Here is a 12,866-nt window from a genome sequence, read left to right on the forward strand (position 1 = left end):
CAAAGTGCATGGATGGGCGAACAGTTACCCTGATCGAGGCAATGCCGCTTTGCATCGCCTGCTCAGCTATTGTCATTTCCTGCCGTCGGTGGATGCAGATCGTTACATCGGTAACAAAGTCAAGCCAGCCGGTTTCGCCGATATTGCGCCGGTGTCTGGCCCGTGGCTCGCCGGAATGCGCGGGTGAAATTGGCCTGGCACGAAAACCTGAGCCCGAGGGCGATATCGACCAAGGCCCGGTCCGCATCGCAGAGCAGATCCTTGGCGCGTTCGAGGCGCCTTGCACTGACATGACGATGCGGCGATTTGCCGATGGCGGCCTTGAACGCGCGCGCGAAATAAAACTCGCTCAGGCAGGCAACCGAGGCCAGCCGCGCTACCGTCAGATCGCCCTCCAAATTGGCTTCGATATAGTCGAGCACGCGCGCCAATCTGCGTCGGTCGAGCCCTTCCCCTGCGGCCGGCATGACCAGGCCGGACCGCGGCGCAGCATGGTTCTGGATCAATCTTGCCACCAGACTCAATGCCAGGGTTTCGGCGAGCAGCCTGCCCGCGGACGTCTCGTGTTCCAGTTCGAGCATGATGGCAAAGGCCATCTCGGCAAGCAGTGGATCGCGGAAGCCGCCCTTGTGGCGGAGTGAATCGATCGCCGTCGCGTCGAACCCTTCACCCAAATCATGCGACAAGAACAAACCGGTCGGTAGGTAAAGATGCAAAATCGCGGGCACCGGCTCGGACATGTCGATCAGGCCTTGCTGCACGCCGGCCGGACGAAACCAGATGGTTCCACGTTCGGAGATGGTCGAGTCGATGGCCCCGTCCAGCCGACGCGTGACAACGGACCGACTACCGCGCACATCAACGCAGATCTCGGCATCAGGCTGGGGGTTATTCCAGGCAACCGTACCGCGGTGGCTGCGAAGCTCTGCCGTGAGATTTGACCAACCTCGCGTGGCGGATGAGGCCAGCAGCCCGGCGACGCCGTATTTATTGGAGCTGCGTTCGCCTGACGGCGTCGGCCGAGATGTCAATTCCTGATTTCGGCCAAATAAATCCACGCCGGCGTCACCTTTGGACATGCTGCGGGCTCGACGGCGTTAATGTGGTCGGACTCGTGGCTGACCACAACTCTCGCCCCCGCCCTATCACGCATCTGCGATCAGGCAGTGTAGCCGCTCACTTCCGTTATTGGCCCCCAACCGACGTTGCCACACTGCTGCCGACCGCCAGCTTTTGACCCACAACGGACATGGCCTCCGTCATAGGGGCAATATTTCTGTTTCAGTGCTGCGGCCCCCCGTCGAGCTCTCGTTCGTCAACCAGCCCGCCTCCCGCACGATGGCGACGGCTGACCGGGCGACCGGGGCCGTGATTCCATTGACGAGTTGCAGTCGCAGATTGCGGCCCTCGGTAACGGCCCGCACAACCGCCTTCCTCGCGACCCACCAGGAGCGATGTACCTGCAGGCCATCGGCATTTTCGAGCGCCATCATCGCCTGGTTGAGCGTTGCCAGTACAAGGCGAGAGTTGCCGGCGGTGTGGACGCGTACATAGTGGTCCTCCATCTGCAGGCAAAGCACCGCGGAAGGTGGCGCACCGAGTAGTCCGAAAGCAGTTGGCGGCGCTTCGCCGGCTTCCTTGGCCTGTTGCCGGCGATGTAACCGGGCCTGCATGAGAAGGGTGAAACCCAGCACAATCGGCAAGGCGGTGATCAGCCCCTGCAAGTACCAATCGAGCGGTCGCAAGATTTTCAGGAAGGGCCATATCGATACGGCGATCGACACGACCCAGATCTGGAATGGCGCGTTCAGGATGACGACGCCGAGGAAGATCGACATCCAGGTCATTGCCGGGTTCAGGCGCAGCCGCAGCACCACCCGGATGAGCGATCCGAAAAGGAGGATTCCGGGCAAGAAGCAAGCGAGTTGAAACACCACGCGCTGCCAGGTCGGTCCGTTCAGATAGCTACCAAACGGTCCGATCAGGCCGAAAAAGATGGCGCAGACGCTCGCGATCGCGAGGTCAACGGCCCAATCCCGCAGAAAGTCACTCCGACGCGCTTCACTCATAAGGCCATTATAGTGGCGGTTTGCCCGCCGGCGAACCCATTCGCCCGTTGGCGAACAATTGCTGGCGCAGGCCCGTGCCGTTTGCTGGATCCTTGGCGTCCCACTCGCCGAGAGGTTCCCATGCGCTACACGATTGCATATTTTTTCGCCGTACTCATCGCAGTCACCGCCGGCCAGGCCGACGCCGCGGTCGGGTTCCGGCATTTCAGCATCGACGATCCGCAAGGCCCACCTATCGAGGTGGGCGTCTGGTATCCGACCACGATGACCCCGAAGCCGGAGGCGGTCGAGACCGATCAACAGATGGTCGCCCGCGACGCGCCGGTTGAGGGCACCGGTCTTCCGCTGGTGGTCATATCTCACGGTCACGGAGGCTCCTATGCCGGGCACCTCGACACCGCCACGGCCCTGGCCAATGCAGGGTTCGTCGTCGCCGCTCTTACGCATAATGGCGATAGCTGGCGCGACCAAAGCCGTCCTACCGCAATCTGGGAACGGCCACGGCAATTGAAGCTGCTCACGGATTACATGCTGGGCGCGTGGAGCGACCACGGGCGCCTCGATGCCAATCGCGTTGGCGCGTTCGGCTTCTCGGCTGGCGGCTTGACGGTGCTAGCGGCCGCCGGCGGCGAGCCGGACCTTCGGACCCTTCCGAGCCACTGCAAGGCGCATCCCGCCTTCGAAGACTGTCAGATCATGGAAGAGCACCCGTTGCTGCCGGATACCGATATCGTCTGGACCCACGATCCGCGACTCAAGGCGGTGGTCTCCGCCGCGCCCGCTCTCGGTTTTACCTTCGGGACCAACGGTCTGGCGGCGGTGCTCCAGCCGGTGCAGCTCTGGCGGGCCGAGGATGATCAAGTGCTACCACACCCCTATTATGCGGAAGCCGTTCGGCTCGCGTTGCCGACGCCACCCGAGACGCACGTCGTGGCTGACGCCGGGCACTACGACTTTCTGAAGCCGTGCTCTGCGGACCTGGCAACCCGCATGCCGGCAATCTGCACAAGCAAGCCGGGCTTCGACCGCGCTGCGTTTCATGAGCGCTTCGACCACGACATCGTCGCCTTCTTCAAGCGGACGCTGCAGTAGCAGGTTTTGAAGTGGGATGTCCGTTCCTGGCCGTTAGTTGACATTCCCGCGCTCAGAGCGAACGTCCCCTCATGACCCGAAGTGGACATTACGGATATTGGTGGCTGTGGAAATCGACGTGACTCAATGCTCACCTCCTGAGTTGCAAGCGGAACGACGCAAAGCATGAAGAGCGGCACAGGGTCACTGCACCCATGTGCCCCGTGCTTCATCCGAACAACAGGAGAATTGCATTTTTCACAGCGCATTCGGTCAGGACAGCTGACGGTGCGCGCTGCGTATTCCGGGCATGACGCTGACGTTCGCCGCGTTCCATGCTATTATGCCAATATTCCAGGTCGTTCGGTCGAGCCTTGTATTGAGGTCAAAACCGATGATTGGAGCCACCATCCCCACATACTTCGTCAGTCCAAGGCGAAGCATCAAGAAAGCATGATCACGTTGACGCTCGGCGCCGGCGTGCAAACTCGATTTGACAGGAGAAAGCATACGCAGGTCGATTTTCAACTCGCGGCAGTTCACGGCGGAGACCTGAACCGCCGCTTGATCTAAGGAGGCACTCATGAACTCCATCAACGTGCGCATAGTCCCCACAGTCACCGCAGCGATGAGACTCACCAAAGCAACGGCTTTTGCTGCTGCGCTCGTGTCCTTTGCCCCCGCGGCTGTCGCGGGAGAGCCGATTGAAAAGAAGGGGACTACTCCTTATGTGACGCACTTTATTTTTCGGCCCTTGATGAGCATTGACACCGCCGAACTCGGCAAGGCCACTACGCTGGAGGCGGTCGGCACCACTCAAAACATGAAGGGAGAGAAGATGCTGGACAAGATGTCAGCACGCTGCGTGGCGCTGAACGTCGCGTCCGGAGACAAGAAATACATTGACGGCGCTTGCGTGCTCGCCGACAGCGACGGCGACAAGATTTTCTCGACCTTCGATACTCGAGACCTCGACAAGGCCCAGCCGAAGATGGATTGTGGAACGCATATCATCACCGGCGGCACCGGTAAGTATAAGGGCATCACCGGAAGCGAACCATTTGCGTGCATAGCTATGCCTGCGCTGGCTGGCTCTGGCGATTATTTTGCGATGGACATCCCGCACAACACGTCCTGGGAAATCAAATGATCCTGAACCCGATGTCGCCGTAAAGATGGTTGTTGAGGCGGCCATCAATCGCTGAACGAGAGCCCAGCCCACCACAGCTGGGCTCTTCTTCTGTTCGTAATTTGGGTCAGATGGTCCGCTTGTGGCCCCAAGCGGTCGACCCGGCATGTCCGCTAGATGTCCGCTCCTTGGGGGTGAAGCAGACTTGATATGCTCAGCCCGAGTTCTTCCGGGTGTGACCCGAAGGCGAAGTCGCCGCTGTCCGTATGCATGTCCGTTAATGGGGGGCTGAGCCGACTCGTTCTGCTCGCGGCGAGTCTTTCCGTTGATGAGTCGGCCCATCGCCTAGGTTGCTGCATCCAATATGTCGCTGAGCGACGCGACCGATCATACGTCCGACGGCAGTGGATAGCATTGTTGCCTGATCAGTCATTCGCGCCGACGTCCGTAAAAAGGAACCCCGCCGGCGTCTTGGTAAAGACGAAGATGAGCTCGCCGCAGAAGACGAAGTAATTGTCATTGTTCTCTTGATCGCGATCGTAGACGGCCTTGCCGCGCTGGACACACGCGCGATTTTTCGGCGTGAACGAGGTCGGATAGGTCTTGGCGCGAAATTGCGCGGCGTCGCGAATTGCGCTGTCGTTCATGAACGGCAATCGTGTCATACCGGCGACGGCGGCGGAATCGTTTGTCCTCAGCGCCGCGCGAAACTTCTCGATGAAGCCATCGAATTCCTTCTGCAAGGCAGGAGAAGCGACGGCTTTCTTCGGCGCCTGGGCGACGGCTGGAGCAAGGTTCACGAGAGCGGTTACGAGCATAATTCTCAGCAAAAATCCCACGGGTCGGCTCCGTCCATCGTCCAATCAAGGTCTTCCGACCGATCCAAATCCGTGGTGTTCTGTTGCGTCAAGGACTTTCTGGCTCGCCGGCGCAGCGTTAACCCCGCCCAGGCATGGACCAATAGCATTTGCCGGAGCATGCGCTGGCATGTTTTGCCGCGCTCGCTTATGGCCCTCAGCCGAAGGTCAATTGAGCGCGTGTCATGTCGGCTGTCAGGGGCAAACCGGACGCCGATACAGCTTGGCGCCCACTGCTGCTTTTGACCCTTAGCGGACAATCTCCAAGTGGGATTGCTGGGTCGAAAAGCTATCTTTTTCCCAAGTCTTGCGCGAAACGCAGAAGGTAGCCGTCGGGGTCCTGCACCAAAAACTGCCTGTTGCCTCGCTCCTCACCGGCGATCCGATACCAAGCATCGTGACATTCCCTGAAGAGCGGCCATTGTGCCTTTTCCAAAGCATCGAGAAGTGGCGCGACGGAGCCGACAAAGATTTGGAAGTTGATACCGCGCCCCAGTGGTCGTTCTAAAGCACCAGTTTGCCAATGGCCGCTGTGCTGTCTGAGCATGACCTGCGCACCCTGAAACTCCAGGTACACAAATCGACTTTCAGGCCGCTGATAGGCGATACGGAAACCAAGGAGGTCGCACCAAAAGGTCGTGCTCTGTTTGAGGTCGAACACATCCATTTCAGGGACCAAGTGAGCAAAACCGCCAGTCGGTAATCTGTCTTCTGACACAGCCATAGCCTGCAACATCCTCACTCGTGTCGTGCTCGCAAAAGATCGACCCAATTCTGATGATGGGCAATTCTAACATATCTTCCCGTGTTGGGACTGTCTGATAGACAAGCGGCTGTCGAGGCGATGTCTGCTTCTGGCCCGTTTGAGACCTGGCGAGGGGTACTAAAGATGTCCGCTCACTGGGGCTGACCGGAAGTCGTCTCGGGAGAACCAAACCGACGCGATTGACCCGAAGCAGACCAAGGCTTGGGGAATGGTCACGACAGCCGAACCGTTCGAGTTGGACCAGGACACGGACGCGGAGCGTAACGCCCGTCGTGGTTAGCGCTTAGCCAGTGTTCCTGACCGCCTCAGCTAGAATGGCGTACAGCTGCTGCTTGCTGAATTCCTTGGGCTGCTGCTTCTCTGCGGTGCTTCGCGACACCTTCTTCTCTACTCGACGTACCAGGGCGGCCGACGACGCCGGCCTTGGCTTCGGGGGCGGCCTTATCTTGGGTCTTGCTGTTGGCGGCTTGTGGCCACGCTTCAAGCCCGAACGGGTTAGCATCCCGCAGACCGCGTTACGGCTACACCCGAGACGGCGCGCAATCTGTGCCGCGCTCTGTCCTGCGGCCCAGAGCCTTTTGAGCAGCGCTACGTCTTTCGCATCCCAGCCCATGGAGAGATTATAGCGCGGACTGACCGACACTGGCTAGTCCAGGCCGCTCGCGGGAATCCCTTCTATGGATTCACGACTTGGCTCTACAACGCTGGTGATCTCTCCGCCCAAGCCTTGGTGGCTTGGCAGATTTCCATCGCCCGGGCGTAGGCGGGGCGTGTCGTCGTACGGGCGAGATAGGCACGCTCGACTGAACCCGGGGTATAGTTGCTGGTTCGCAGACCAAGCAGGAGTGCGTAGCTCACTGAAATGTCAGCAGCAGTGAACCGGTCTCCGGCGAGAAATGGACGATTTGCGAGACGCTGGATGACCAATCCCAGCCGGCTATGAAAGGTCTCCAGTGCCCAGATTGTGACCCGGGCGTTTCGCTCTGCTGCGGGGGCGAATGCGCGACCGACGATGACGGCGTTCATTGGTCCAGCGAGCCCGGCCTCTCCCAAATGGAGGAATTGCAGATAGGCGGCGAAAGCCGGATCATCCGGGGCGACGGCGAGCGGGCTCGGGCCGTGGCGGGCGAGCAGGTATTCGAGGATCGCGATCGACTCGACCATGATCATCTCGCCGTCCTGCAGCGCCGGGATAAAGCCGGCGGGGTTGATCGCAAGAAAATCGGGATCATTCTCGATAGCGAACAGATCGACCGGGCGTAGCCGATAAGCCACACCCAATTCCTCGAGCAGCCAAACGACACGGAACCCACGACCTTCGCCATAGACGGTGAGCATACTTGAGCGTCCTTACGTTGGCTTAAGTGCCTTAATTCGCAGGAGCGAGATTTCCACACCTGCTGCTATCGCTCTGACACGATATGCACAAGGTTCGTCGAATACTCGGCATCATGCAACGCCGGTCCTCCTCGCTTTATGGGTTCACGGCCTAGTCTTCATCCGGCTCGCGTACGACCGCCGGTTCGTCGGCTTCATCCTCCTCTTCGTCGCCCTCTTCGTCCTCCTCGTCTTCATCAGGATCTCGGGGCGGCATCGCGGTGCCCATAGCTACGAGCGGCGTCCAGACGGTGGCTGTGATGAAAAATGCTTCGAAATCGTGTTGCCTCATGTTGTTACTCCTCGAAAAGCATGAGCAGTCGAATATTCCTGACCGACGACATCCGGATGTCCAGGGCGCGATCGCCCCTGCGCGACGGCGATCAGATCCACAGCAGTGGCAGGGGCCGGCACCCCACACAACTGGCGGCGTTTACGAGTACTTCATGCCGAGGACGCATCAGGTTCCATATTTACCAACACTTCGCCGGCAGTGATTTCGGGATCCCCAAGATCGAGGTCATGCAGACTTGCTTGAATAAACTCCATTATCCTGGCGTTCGCTGCATTCGCGCTTTCGCGGTCCTCGAATATCATCACGGCGACACCGACGCCGTCGCCCCCATCCAGCACGTAGTAAGATCTGAATCCGGGCGATTGCCTCAGGATCTGACCGACGCCACTCTTGGCGCGACGAGCAGCGTCCGCAACCGAACGAACCTTGGTGTACTTGCGAATGACGATGTACATGAGGTCACCGCGCGTTACAGTTCCCGCCCCACGCATCAAAGCATACCGGGTCCCGGTTGGACCAGAGCGCTGCTTCCCGGACGGCCGCGCGCCTTTCTCCAGCGAGCCAACCTCGCCCCGCAAGCGGGGGCGAGGTGCCGAGGCTCAGGACCCCTCGAACTTGAACGAGACGTTGAGCTTGGCGCGATAGGACTCGACGTTTCCCTTCTCATCCAGTTGCATATCGAGCTTGACGACCTCTGCAATGCGAAGATCCCGGAGAGTTTTTGCAGCTTGCCCGACCGCATTGGCGGCCGCCTTCTCCCATGAGTCACTGCTGGTACCGATCAGTTCAATGACCTTGTAGACGCTATCAGGCATATCGTCCTCCTGTTCGGTCTGAAGCAGGAAGCAGGTGCTCCCCACCGTTGTGAAATCTAGCATCAGGATGTCGGCGCTGATACGACGCGATACGGTCCCGGACGCCGCCCGGGGGCCCGATAAGGACAAACCGCATTTGGCGGGGATGGCGGCTTTTGGCCCATAGCCGCAGTGCGATCAGGTCGTCCTCAGGCGGTTCTCTAAGGCCTAGACCTGACCACCCGCGCCAGCATCGGAAAATGCTTGTTGCCGCCCGCGAATGGCGGGAACTGGACGAAGTCCGCGCGCATGCGCTTGATCACGTCGGAGCCGAGCGCGTGCGCGAGGGCTTGCGGGCTGTCGAACACCAGCTTGTTGCGCTGCATGTGCTCGACGCGCTGCGACGGCAGCCGGTCGACCCAATCGATCCGGGTGTAGATCTCGATCTGGCGAACATCAGGGAAGGTTCGCATGATCGATGGATGATGCTCGAGATAGTGCAGGTTCCAGGCGTTCATGTCCTCCGCCGGGCCGGGATAGTGCACGAGGTAGCTGCACGGAGTGGTCGTGCCTGGCGGATGTTCGGCGGCATCGACGGGAAACGCGCGTGTCAGCATGACCTGGTGCGTGACGTCCAAGCCGGTGAGGCTCGCTAGTCCGGCCCCCGTCGCGAGACCGGCAAGGATACCGCCGCGATCCATCGCCGCCTCGCAGGCGAGCAGGTCCGGAAACCGGAGTTGAAGCGCAAACACCGGGCCGGAGCCATCGGCCTTGTAGGGATGATCGACCGACTGTTCGAGCGGCGTGAACAGCAAGCCCTCGGTCATGTCAGGGATCGATCCGACCAGCTCCGCCACGGCGTCAACCTCGTCGGGATGAATTCGTCGTTCGCCTGCCGGATCGGAGAATGTCATGAAGAGCGAGATCATGCGGGCGTTGCCTCGGTGCCCTCGCCCACGCTCACATGCGCCATCAGCGCGGCGCGAATGTCATCCGGCCACGGGATCGCATGGTGATCCACCAGCGACGTCGCGGCCAGGATCTGGCGCGCGCGCCAGCGCATGCCGTTCGCGCCGGAGACGACATGCTCCAGATGGAGCGACGATCCGCCGACCCGGCTGATATGCAAGTTGAACGTCAGGCGATCGCCGAACATCGACGGCCGGGAAAAGTCGCAGGACAGATGCACCGTGGGTGTCCCGATCTTCCGGACCGTGATCAGCTCCGGCCATGGAAATCCAATTCTCGCCCAGAAGTCTTCGACGACCCCGTTGAGGATGTTCAGGTAAGACGGGAAGTACGCGATCCCAGAAGGATCGCAGTCTCCGAATCTGAGCTCGCGATCGAACGAGAACGTCGTCATCAGATCGCGACGACCGGATGCCTGATGACACCGACCCCGTCGACCCCCGCTTCCACCACGTCACCCGGCCACAGCCATTCCTGGGGAGTCCTGCCGGCGCCGACGCCTTCCGGCGTTCCGGTCGCGATGATGTCGCCCGGCTCGAGTGTCATGCCCGACGAAATGTCGGAAATTAAAACCGGGATGTCGAAGATCATGTATTTGGTATTAGAGTCCTGCTTCATGACCCCGTTCTTCGTCAGCCACAGCCGGAGGTCATGCGGGTCGGGGATCTCGTCCGCGGTCACGATGCAGGGGCCGAACGGCGCATAGGTGTCCATGCCCTTGGAGAAGATCCACTGGCCGGCGCGGCGATTGTCGCGCGCGGAGATGTCGATCATGACCGAATAGCCGAAGACGTGGTCCATCGCCTTGTCGGTCGCGATGCGGGTTGCGGTCTTGCCGATGATGACGGCGAGCTCGACTTCCCAGTCGAGCTGCTGCGTCATCTTCGCATTGTGCTGGATAGCGCCGCCGGGGCCGATCACCGACGTCGGCGGCTTGGAGAAGACGACCGGCTGCTTCGGCAGGTCTTTGTCGGTATCCAGGCTCTTGGCGGACTCCGCCACATGCGCACGGTAGTTCAGCCCGATGCCGAAAATGTTCTTGCGGGGCCGCGGGATGGGCGCCTGCAGCTTCACGTCCTCGAGCGGAACGGCGGAGCCGGCCGGCAAGCGTCCATCGGCATCGTCCAGACGCTCCTTCAGTGCCGGCAGCAGCGTCACGCTGTTGTCGATGAACGACAACATGTCGCTCGGCCATGCAAAGCCATGCGACGCACCGAGGTGCTCGACGTCCACGACCAATCCGTCAACGAGGACCCCGAGGCGGGCACCACTGGAGCCCAAGGTGTAGGTAACAAGGCGCATGAAGCTTTATCCGGCTCTTTCGGTTGAATTCTGTGCGGGGACGTCAGGCCGCGACTGGCTGATGGCCGGCGTTGTCGCCATAGGCCTCTTCCCGGTAGAAGCCGAGACTCTCGATGACGGGCAGATCGTTGAAGCAGAACAGGCAGGCGTCCTCGCTGCCCGAGGCATTGCCGTGCTCATGCCAGGCCCAGGAGGGAACGCAGAAGATGTCGCGCTCCTGCCACTCGAAGCGCTGGCCGGCGATGATCGAATAGCCGCGCCCCTTGGCGACCTGGTAGATGAAGCTGCCGGTATGCCGGTGCGACTTCGTCTTCTCGCCCGGCCGCAGAAGCTGCATGCTCGCGCCGATCGTCTGCATCACGTGTCCGCCGGAGATCGGATTGACGTAGTTCATGAGAATGCCGTCATAGGGCGAACCGTCGGTCGCGGCGGCATATTTGCGCAAGGACTCGTAGGTCGGCTCCCACTCGTATTTGAACATCGGGGAATAGCCCTTCGACCATTTCGAATCCGCTGGCCGAAGCCCGGGATTGCCCCAGGTCTTGGTCATGTCGTCCACGGGATAGCCGGAATCTTCCTGCTGCACCTTGGGATGGACCGCGAAAAAATTCGCCTCCAGCGCGTTGACGAGCGGGATGTCCAGGCCATCCTGCCAGATGCAGACCGAGCCGTTGCCTTCGACGCCATGCTCGTGCCAGGTGCCGTTCGGCGTGAGCACGAAATCCCGCGCCCCCAGCGTCATCTTGTGCCCGTCGACGATGGTGTAGGCGCCCGAACCCTCCATGATGAAGCGCAGGGCTGAAGCCGAGTGCGCGTGCGCTGTTGCGACTTCGCCGGGATGCATCACCTGCAATCCCGAATAGAGCCAGCCGACCGCGGCCGACACATCGCGGCGGCCGGGATTGTTGAGATAGATCACCCGTCGCCCCGCCTTCTCCGGCGAGACCAGCTCGACCGAGCGCAGCACGTGCTCGCGCAGATCGTTGTAGCGCCAGAGCACGGGAACGGACGCCGATTGCGGCGCCCACGGCTCGATCTTGTTGGCGACCGTCCACAGCGCGCCGGCTTCGTACTTTTCGAGGTCCTTGTAATAGGCCTTGAGCTCGGGGGTATCTTCGACATTGGCCCGGCCGACGACGTTCTCGCGCATCCTATCCTCCAAGTCCTGTCTCGTGGCGCCGCTTTATCGACGCGCCCAACCACTATTCCGATCTCAGCGGGATCGGCGTGAAGCCCTGCCCCGCGTCATCGCCCTCACCGTCTGCGAGGCCCAGCGGCGCCAGAGGACGTCGGTTGACTCGCAAATCGAAAATATCGAACCGGTTGTAGTGCCCGACGATGTCATGCATCTGCTTCGGCTGGATGCAGCGGTCGAGATCGATGTCGGCGTAGACGATGCCTTCATCGTCGATCAGGGGATCGCCGACCACGCGGCCGTCAGGTCCGATGATGCCGGAGAACGCGCTCGACTTCCGCTGCAGGCGCGCACGCGCGTCGGGGACGACCGTTTCCATCGCCGTGATGATCTCCTCCGACACGGTCGAGCAGGAGACGATCGTAAAAATCTTGCCCTCAAAGGAATGGGCGATCGCGCGCAACTTGATCGCCTCCGCCATGTCGTAGTCGGGCGGCGCGACCGGAAGCGAGATGTAGCTGGCGACATGCACGAGCTCACCCTGACCCAACAGCGCAAAGCGCGCGAGCGTGTTGGTGTTCTCGCCGCAGGCGAGCCCGCCGAGACGCCCGATCTCGGTATCATAGACGCGCAGGCTCGATCCGTCACCGCCGGTCCAGGTCAGCTTCTCCGCCCAGGTCGGCACCAGCTTGCGGTGCTTGCCAAGCACCGCGCCGTCCGGCCCGATGAAAACCAGGGTATTGTAGATCGCGCCCAGCGACACCGGGCTGCGCTCGTTCACGCCGAGCACGACGTAGCATCCGGTGTCGCGCGCGGCTTTCCTGACGACATCGACCTCCGGACCCGGCACCAGCACCGATGCCTTGGCGAGCTTCTCGAACCATGCGCTGCCCGTGACGGGGTCGGTGATCCAGTTCCAGTAGGGATAGCCGGGAACGAACACTTCGGGGAACGCGACGAGCTTCGCGCCATTGGCTGCGGCTTCACGGACCAGTGAAGCCGCCTTGTCCGCTGTCGCGCCCGGGTTGAGATAGACAGGTGAAGCCTGGACGGCGGCGGCTCTAAAGCGAGGCAGCTTCAGCATTGGCCCTACCCTGCCGCT

17 protein-coding genes are annotated in these 12,866 nt (G+C 61.1%); 2 read left to right on the forward strand and 15 right to left on the reverse strand.

The features are described 5' to 3' along the window. Positions 1–119: 119 nt before the first annotated feature. Together AB7G19_RS27840 and AB7G19_RS27845 are read right to left on the reverse strand one after the other, a co-directional pair. Entirely contained in the window at positions 120–1,079 is a 960-nt protein-coding gene (locus tag AB7G19_RS27840) for a helix-turn-helix domain-containing protein (protein WP_231144527.1), read from the reverse strand. 180 nt (positions 1,080–1,259) lie between these two features. Continuing rightward, positions 1,260–2,069: a LytTR family DNA-binding domain-containing protein gene (locus AB7G19_RS27845; protein WP_063984230.1), complete on the reverse strand. Its 810-nt coding sequence runs from the start codon at positions 2,067–2,069 to the stop codon at positions 1,260–1,262. A 120-nt stretch (positions 2,070–2,189) separates the two neighbouring features. Here AB7G19_RS27845 and AB7G19_RS27850 point away from each other — a divergent pair, with 120 nt between their 5' ends. After that, positions 2,190–3,161 (forward strand): alpha/beta hydrolase family protein, encoded by a 972-nt coding sequence (locus AB7G19_RS27850; RefSeq protein WP_441268446.1) that lies wholly within the window; start codon positions 2,190–2,192, stop codon positions 3,159–3,161. 252 nt (positions 3,162–3,413) lie between these two features. Here the strand turns inward: AB7G19_RS27850 and AB7G19_RS27855 are convergent, their stop codons facing one another. Further along, entirely contained in the window at positions 3,414–3,725 is a 312-nt protein-coding gene (locus tag AB7G19_RS27855; RefSeq protein WP_441268447.1) for a hypothetical protein, read from the reverse strand. On the opposite strand from AB7G19_RS27855, the gene AB7G19_RS27860 reads away from it, so the two are divergent. After that, a complete protein-coding gene (locus AB7G19_RS27860; RefSeq protein WP_063984233.1) occupies positions 3,724–4,290 on the forward strand; it encodes a hypothetical protein in 567 nt (188 codons plus the stop codon). The genes AB7G19_RS27855 and AB7G19_RS27860 overlap by 2 nt on opposite strands. Positions 4,291–4,694: 404 nt before the next feature. On the opposite strand, the gene AB7G19_RS27865 is transcribed toward AB7G19_RS27860, so the two are convergent. The 12 genes from AB7G19_RS27865 to AB7G19_RS27920 all read right to left on the reverse strand — a co-directional run bounded on the left by AB7G19_RS27865 (position 4,695) and on the right by AB7G19_RS27920 (position 12,848). Continuing rightward, positions 4,695–5,108, reverse strand: a complete 414-nt coding sequence (locus tag AB7G19_RS27865; RefSeq protein WP_245328455.1) for a hypothetical protein — start codon at positions 5,106–5,108, stop codon at positions 4,695–4,697. A 307-nt stretch (positions 5,109–5,415) separates the two neighbouring features. Continuing rightward, positions 5,416–5,862: a bleomycin resistance protein gene (locus AB7G19_RS27870; RefSeq protein ID WP_075019313.1), complete on the reverse strand. Its 447-nt coding sequence runs from the start codon at positions 5,860–5,862 to the stop codon at positions 5,416–5,418. A 313-nt stretch (positions 5,863–6,175) separates the two neighbouring features. Continuing rightward, complete coding sequence (locus tag AB7G19_RS27875) at positions 6,176–6,505, reverse strand: GcrA family cell cycle regulator (protein WP_028155869.1); 330 nt, start codon at positions 6,503–6,505, stop codon at positions 6,176–6,178. Positions 6,506–6,588: 83 nt separating this feature from the next. Further along, complete coding sequence (locus AB7G19_RS27880; protein WP_208086031.1) at positions 6,589–7,230, reverse strand: glutathione S-transferase family protein; 642 nt, start codon at positions 7,228–7,230, stop codon at positions 6,589–6,591. Positions 7,231–7,381: 151 nt separating this feature from the next. Further along, a complete protein-coding gene (locus AB7G19_RS27885; RefSeq protein ID WP_063984236.1) occupies positions 7,382–7,561 on the reverse strand; it encodes a hypothetical protein in 180 nt (59 codons plus the stop codon). Between the two features lie 152 nt (positions 7,562–7,713). After that, positions 7,714–8,019 carry a hypothetical protein gene (locus AB7G19_RS27890; RefSeq protein ID WP_071917568.1) on the reverse strand — a complete coding sequence of 102 codons (306 nt, stop codon included), beginning with the start codon at positions 8,017–8,019 and terminating at the stop codon, positions 7,714–7,716. A 144-nt stretch (positions 8,020–8,163) separates the two neighbouring features. Next, complete coding sequence (locus AB7G19_RS27895) at positions 8,164–8,379, reverse strand: dodecin family protein (RefSeq protein WP_063986511.1); 216 nt, start codon at positions 8,377–8,379, stop codon at positions 8,164–8,166. Between the two features lie 200 nt (positions 8,380–8,579). Next, the gene (locus AB7G19_RS27900; protein WP_441268448.1) at positions 8,580–9,287 is read right to left on the reverse strand and encodes a hypothetical protein; all 708 of its coding nucleotides are present in this window, start codon (positions 9,285–9,287) and stop codon (positions 8,580–8,582) included. Beyond that, positions 9,284–9,721, reverse strand: a complete 438-nt coding sequence (locus AB7G19_RS27905) for an acyl-CoA thioesterase (protein WP_231144522.1) — start codon at positions 9,719–9,721, stop codon at positions 9,284–9,286. Before AB7G19_RS27905 ends, AB7G19_RS27900 begins: the two co-directional genes overlap by 4 nt. Continuing rightward, on the reverse strand, positions 9,721–10,629 hold the full coding sequence (locus AB7G19_RS27910) for a fumarylacetoacetate hydrolase family protein (protein WP_063984241.1): 909 nt from the start codon (positions 10,627–10,629) through the stop codon (positions 9,721–9,723). Before AB7G19_RS27910 ends, AB7G19_RS27905 begins: the two co-directional genes overlap by 1 nt. Before the next feature lie 43 nt (positions 10,630–10,672). Then, positions 10,673–11,779, reverse strand: a complete 1,107-nt coding sequence (locus AB7G19_RS27915; RefSeq protein WP_028153098.1) for a cupin domain-containing protein — start codon at positions 11,777–11,779, stop codon at positions 10,673–10,675. 52 nt (positions 11,780–11,831) lie between these two features. After that, positions 11,832–12,848 (reverse strand): carbon-nitrogen hydrolase family protein, encoded by a 1,017-nt coding sequence (locus AB7G19_RS27920; RefSeq protein ID WP_441268449.1) that lies wholly within the window; start codon positions 12,846–12,848, stop codon positions 11,832–11,834. Positions 12,849–12,866 lie beyond the last annotated feature (18 nt).

The sequence above is a fragment of the Bradyrhizobium sp. 215_C5_N1_1 genome (assembly GCF_052075935.1).
Classification (GTDB): domain Bacteria; phylum Pseudomonadota; class Alphaproteobacteria; order Rhizobiales; family Xanthobacteraceae; genus Bradyrhizobium; species Bradyrhizobium barranii.

Excerpts from the sequence above, each read along its gene's own strand:
- AB7G19_RS27910 (WP_063984241.1), bottom strand. The coding sequence starts at position 10,629 with ATGCGCCTTGTTACCTACACCTTGGGCTCCAGTGGTGCCCGCCTCGGG.
- AB7G19_RS27880 (WP_208086031.1), bottom strand. The coding sequence starts at position 7,230 with ATGCTCACCGTCTATGGCGAAGGTCGTGGGTTCCGTGTCGTTTGGCTG.
- AB7G19_RS27855 (WP_441268447.1), bottom strand. The coding sequence starts at position 3,725 with ATGAGTGCCTCCTTAGATCAAGCGGCGGTTCAGGTCTCCGCCGTGAAC.
- AB7G19_RS27845 (WP_063984230.1), bottom strand. The coding sequence starts at position 2,069 with ATGAGTGAAGCGCGTCGGAGTGACTTTCTGCGGGATTGGGCCGTTGAC.
- AB7G19_RS27920 (WP_441268449.1), bottom strand. The coding sequence starts at position 12,848 with ATGCTGAAGCTGCCTCGCTTTAGAGCCGCCGCCGTCCAGGCTTCACCT.
- AB7G19_RS27875 (WP_028155869.1), bottom strand. The coding sequence starts at position 6,505 with ATGGGCTGGGATGCGAAAGACGTAGCGCTGCTCAAAAGGCTCTGGGCC.
- AB7G19_RS27915 (WP_028153098.1), bottom strand. The coding sequence starts at position 11,779 with ATGCGCGAGAACGTCGTCGGCCGGGCCAATGTCGAAGATACCCCCGAG.
- AB7G19_RS27885 (WP_063984236.1), bottom strand. The coding sequence starts at position 7,561 with ATGAGGCAACACGATTTCGAAGCATTTTTCATCACAGCCACCGTCTGG.
- AB7G19_RS27890 (WP_071917568.1), bottom strand. The coding sequence starts at position 8,019 with ATGTACATCGTCATTCGCAAGTACACCAAGGTTCGTTCGGTTGCGGAC.
- AB7G19_RS27860 (WP_063984233.1), top strand. The coding sequence starts at position 3,724 with ATGAACTCCATCAACGTGCGCATAGTCCCCACAGTCACCGCAGCGATG.
- AB7G19_RS27905 (WP_231144522.1), bottom strand. The coding sequence starts at position 9,721 with ATGACGACGTTCTCGTTCGATCGCGAGCTCAGATTCGGAGACTGCGAT.
- AB7G19_RS27850 (WP_441268446.1), top strand. The coding sequence starts at position 2,190 with ATGCGCTACACGATTGCATATTTTTTCGCCGTACTCATCGCAGTCACC.
- AB7G19_RS27840 (WP_231144527.1), bottom strand. The coding sequence starts at position 1,079 with ATGTCCAAAGGTGACGCCGGCGTGGATTTATTTGGCCGAAATCAGGAA.
- AB7G19_RS27895 (WP_063986511.1), bottom strand. The coding sequence starts at position 8,379 with ATGCCTGATAGCGTCTACAAGGTCATTGAACTGATCGGTACCAGCAGT.
- AB7G19_RS27870 (WP_075019313.1), bottom strand. The coding sequence starts at position 5,862 with ATGTTGCAGGCTATGGCTGTGTCAGAAGACAGATTACCGACTGGCGGT.
- AB7G19_RS27900 (WP_441268448.1), bottom strand. The coding sequence starts at position 9,287 with ATGATCTCGCTCTTCATGACATTCTCCGATCCGGCAGGCGAACGACGA.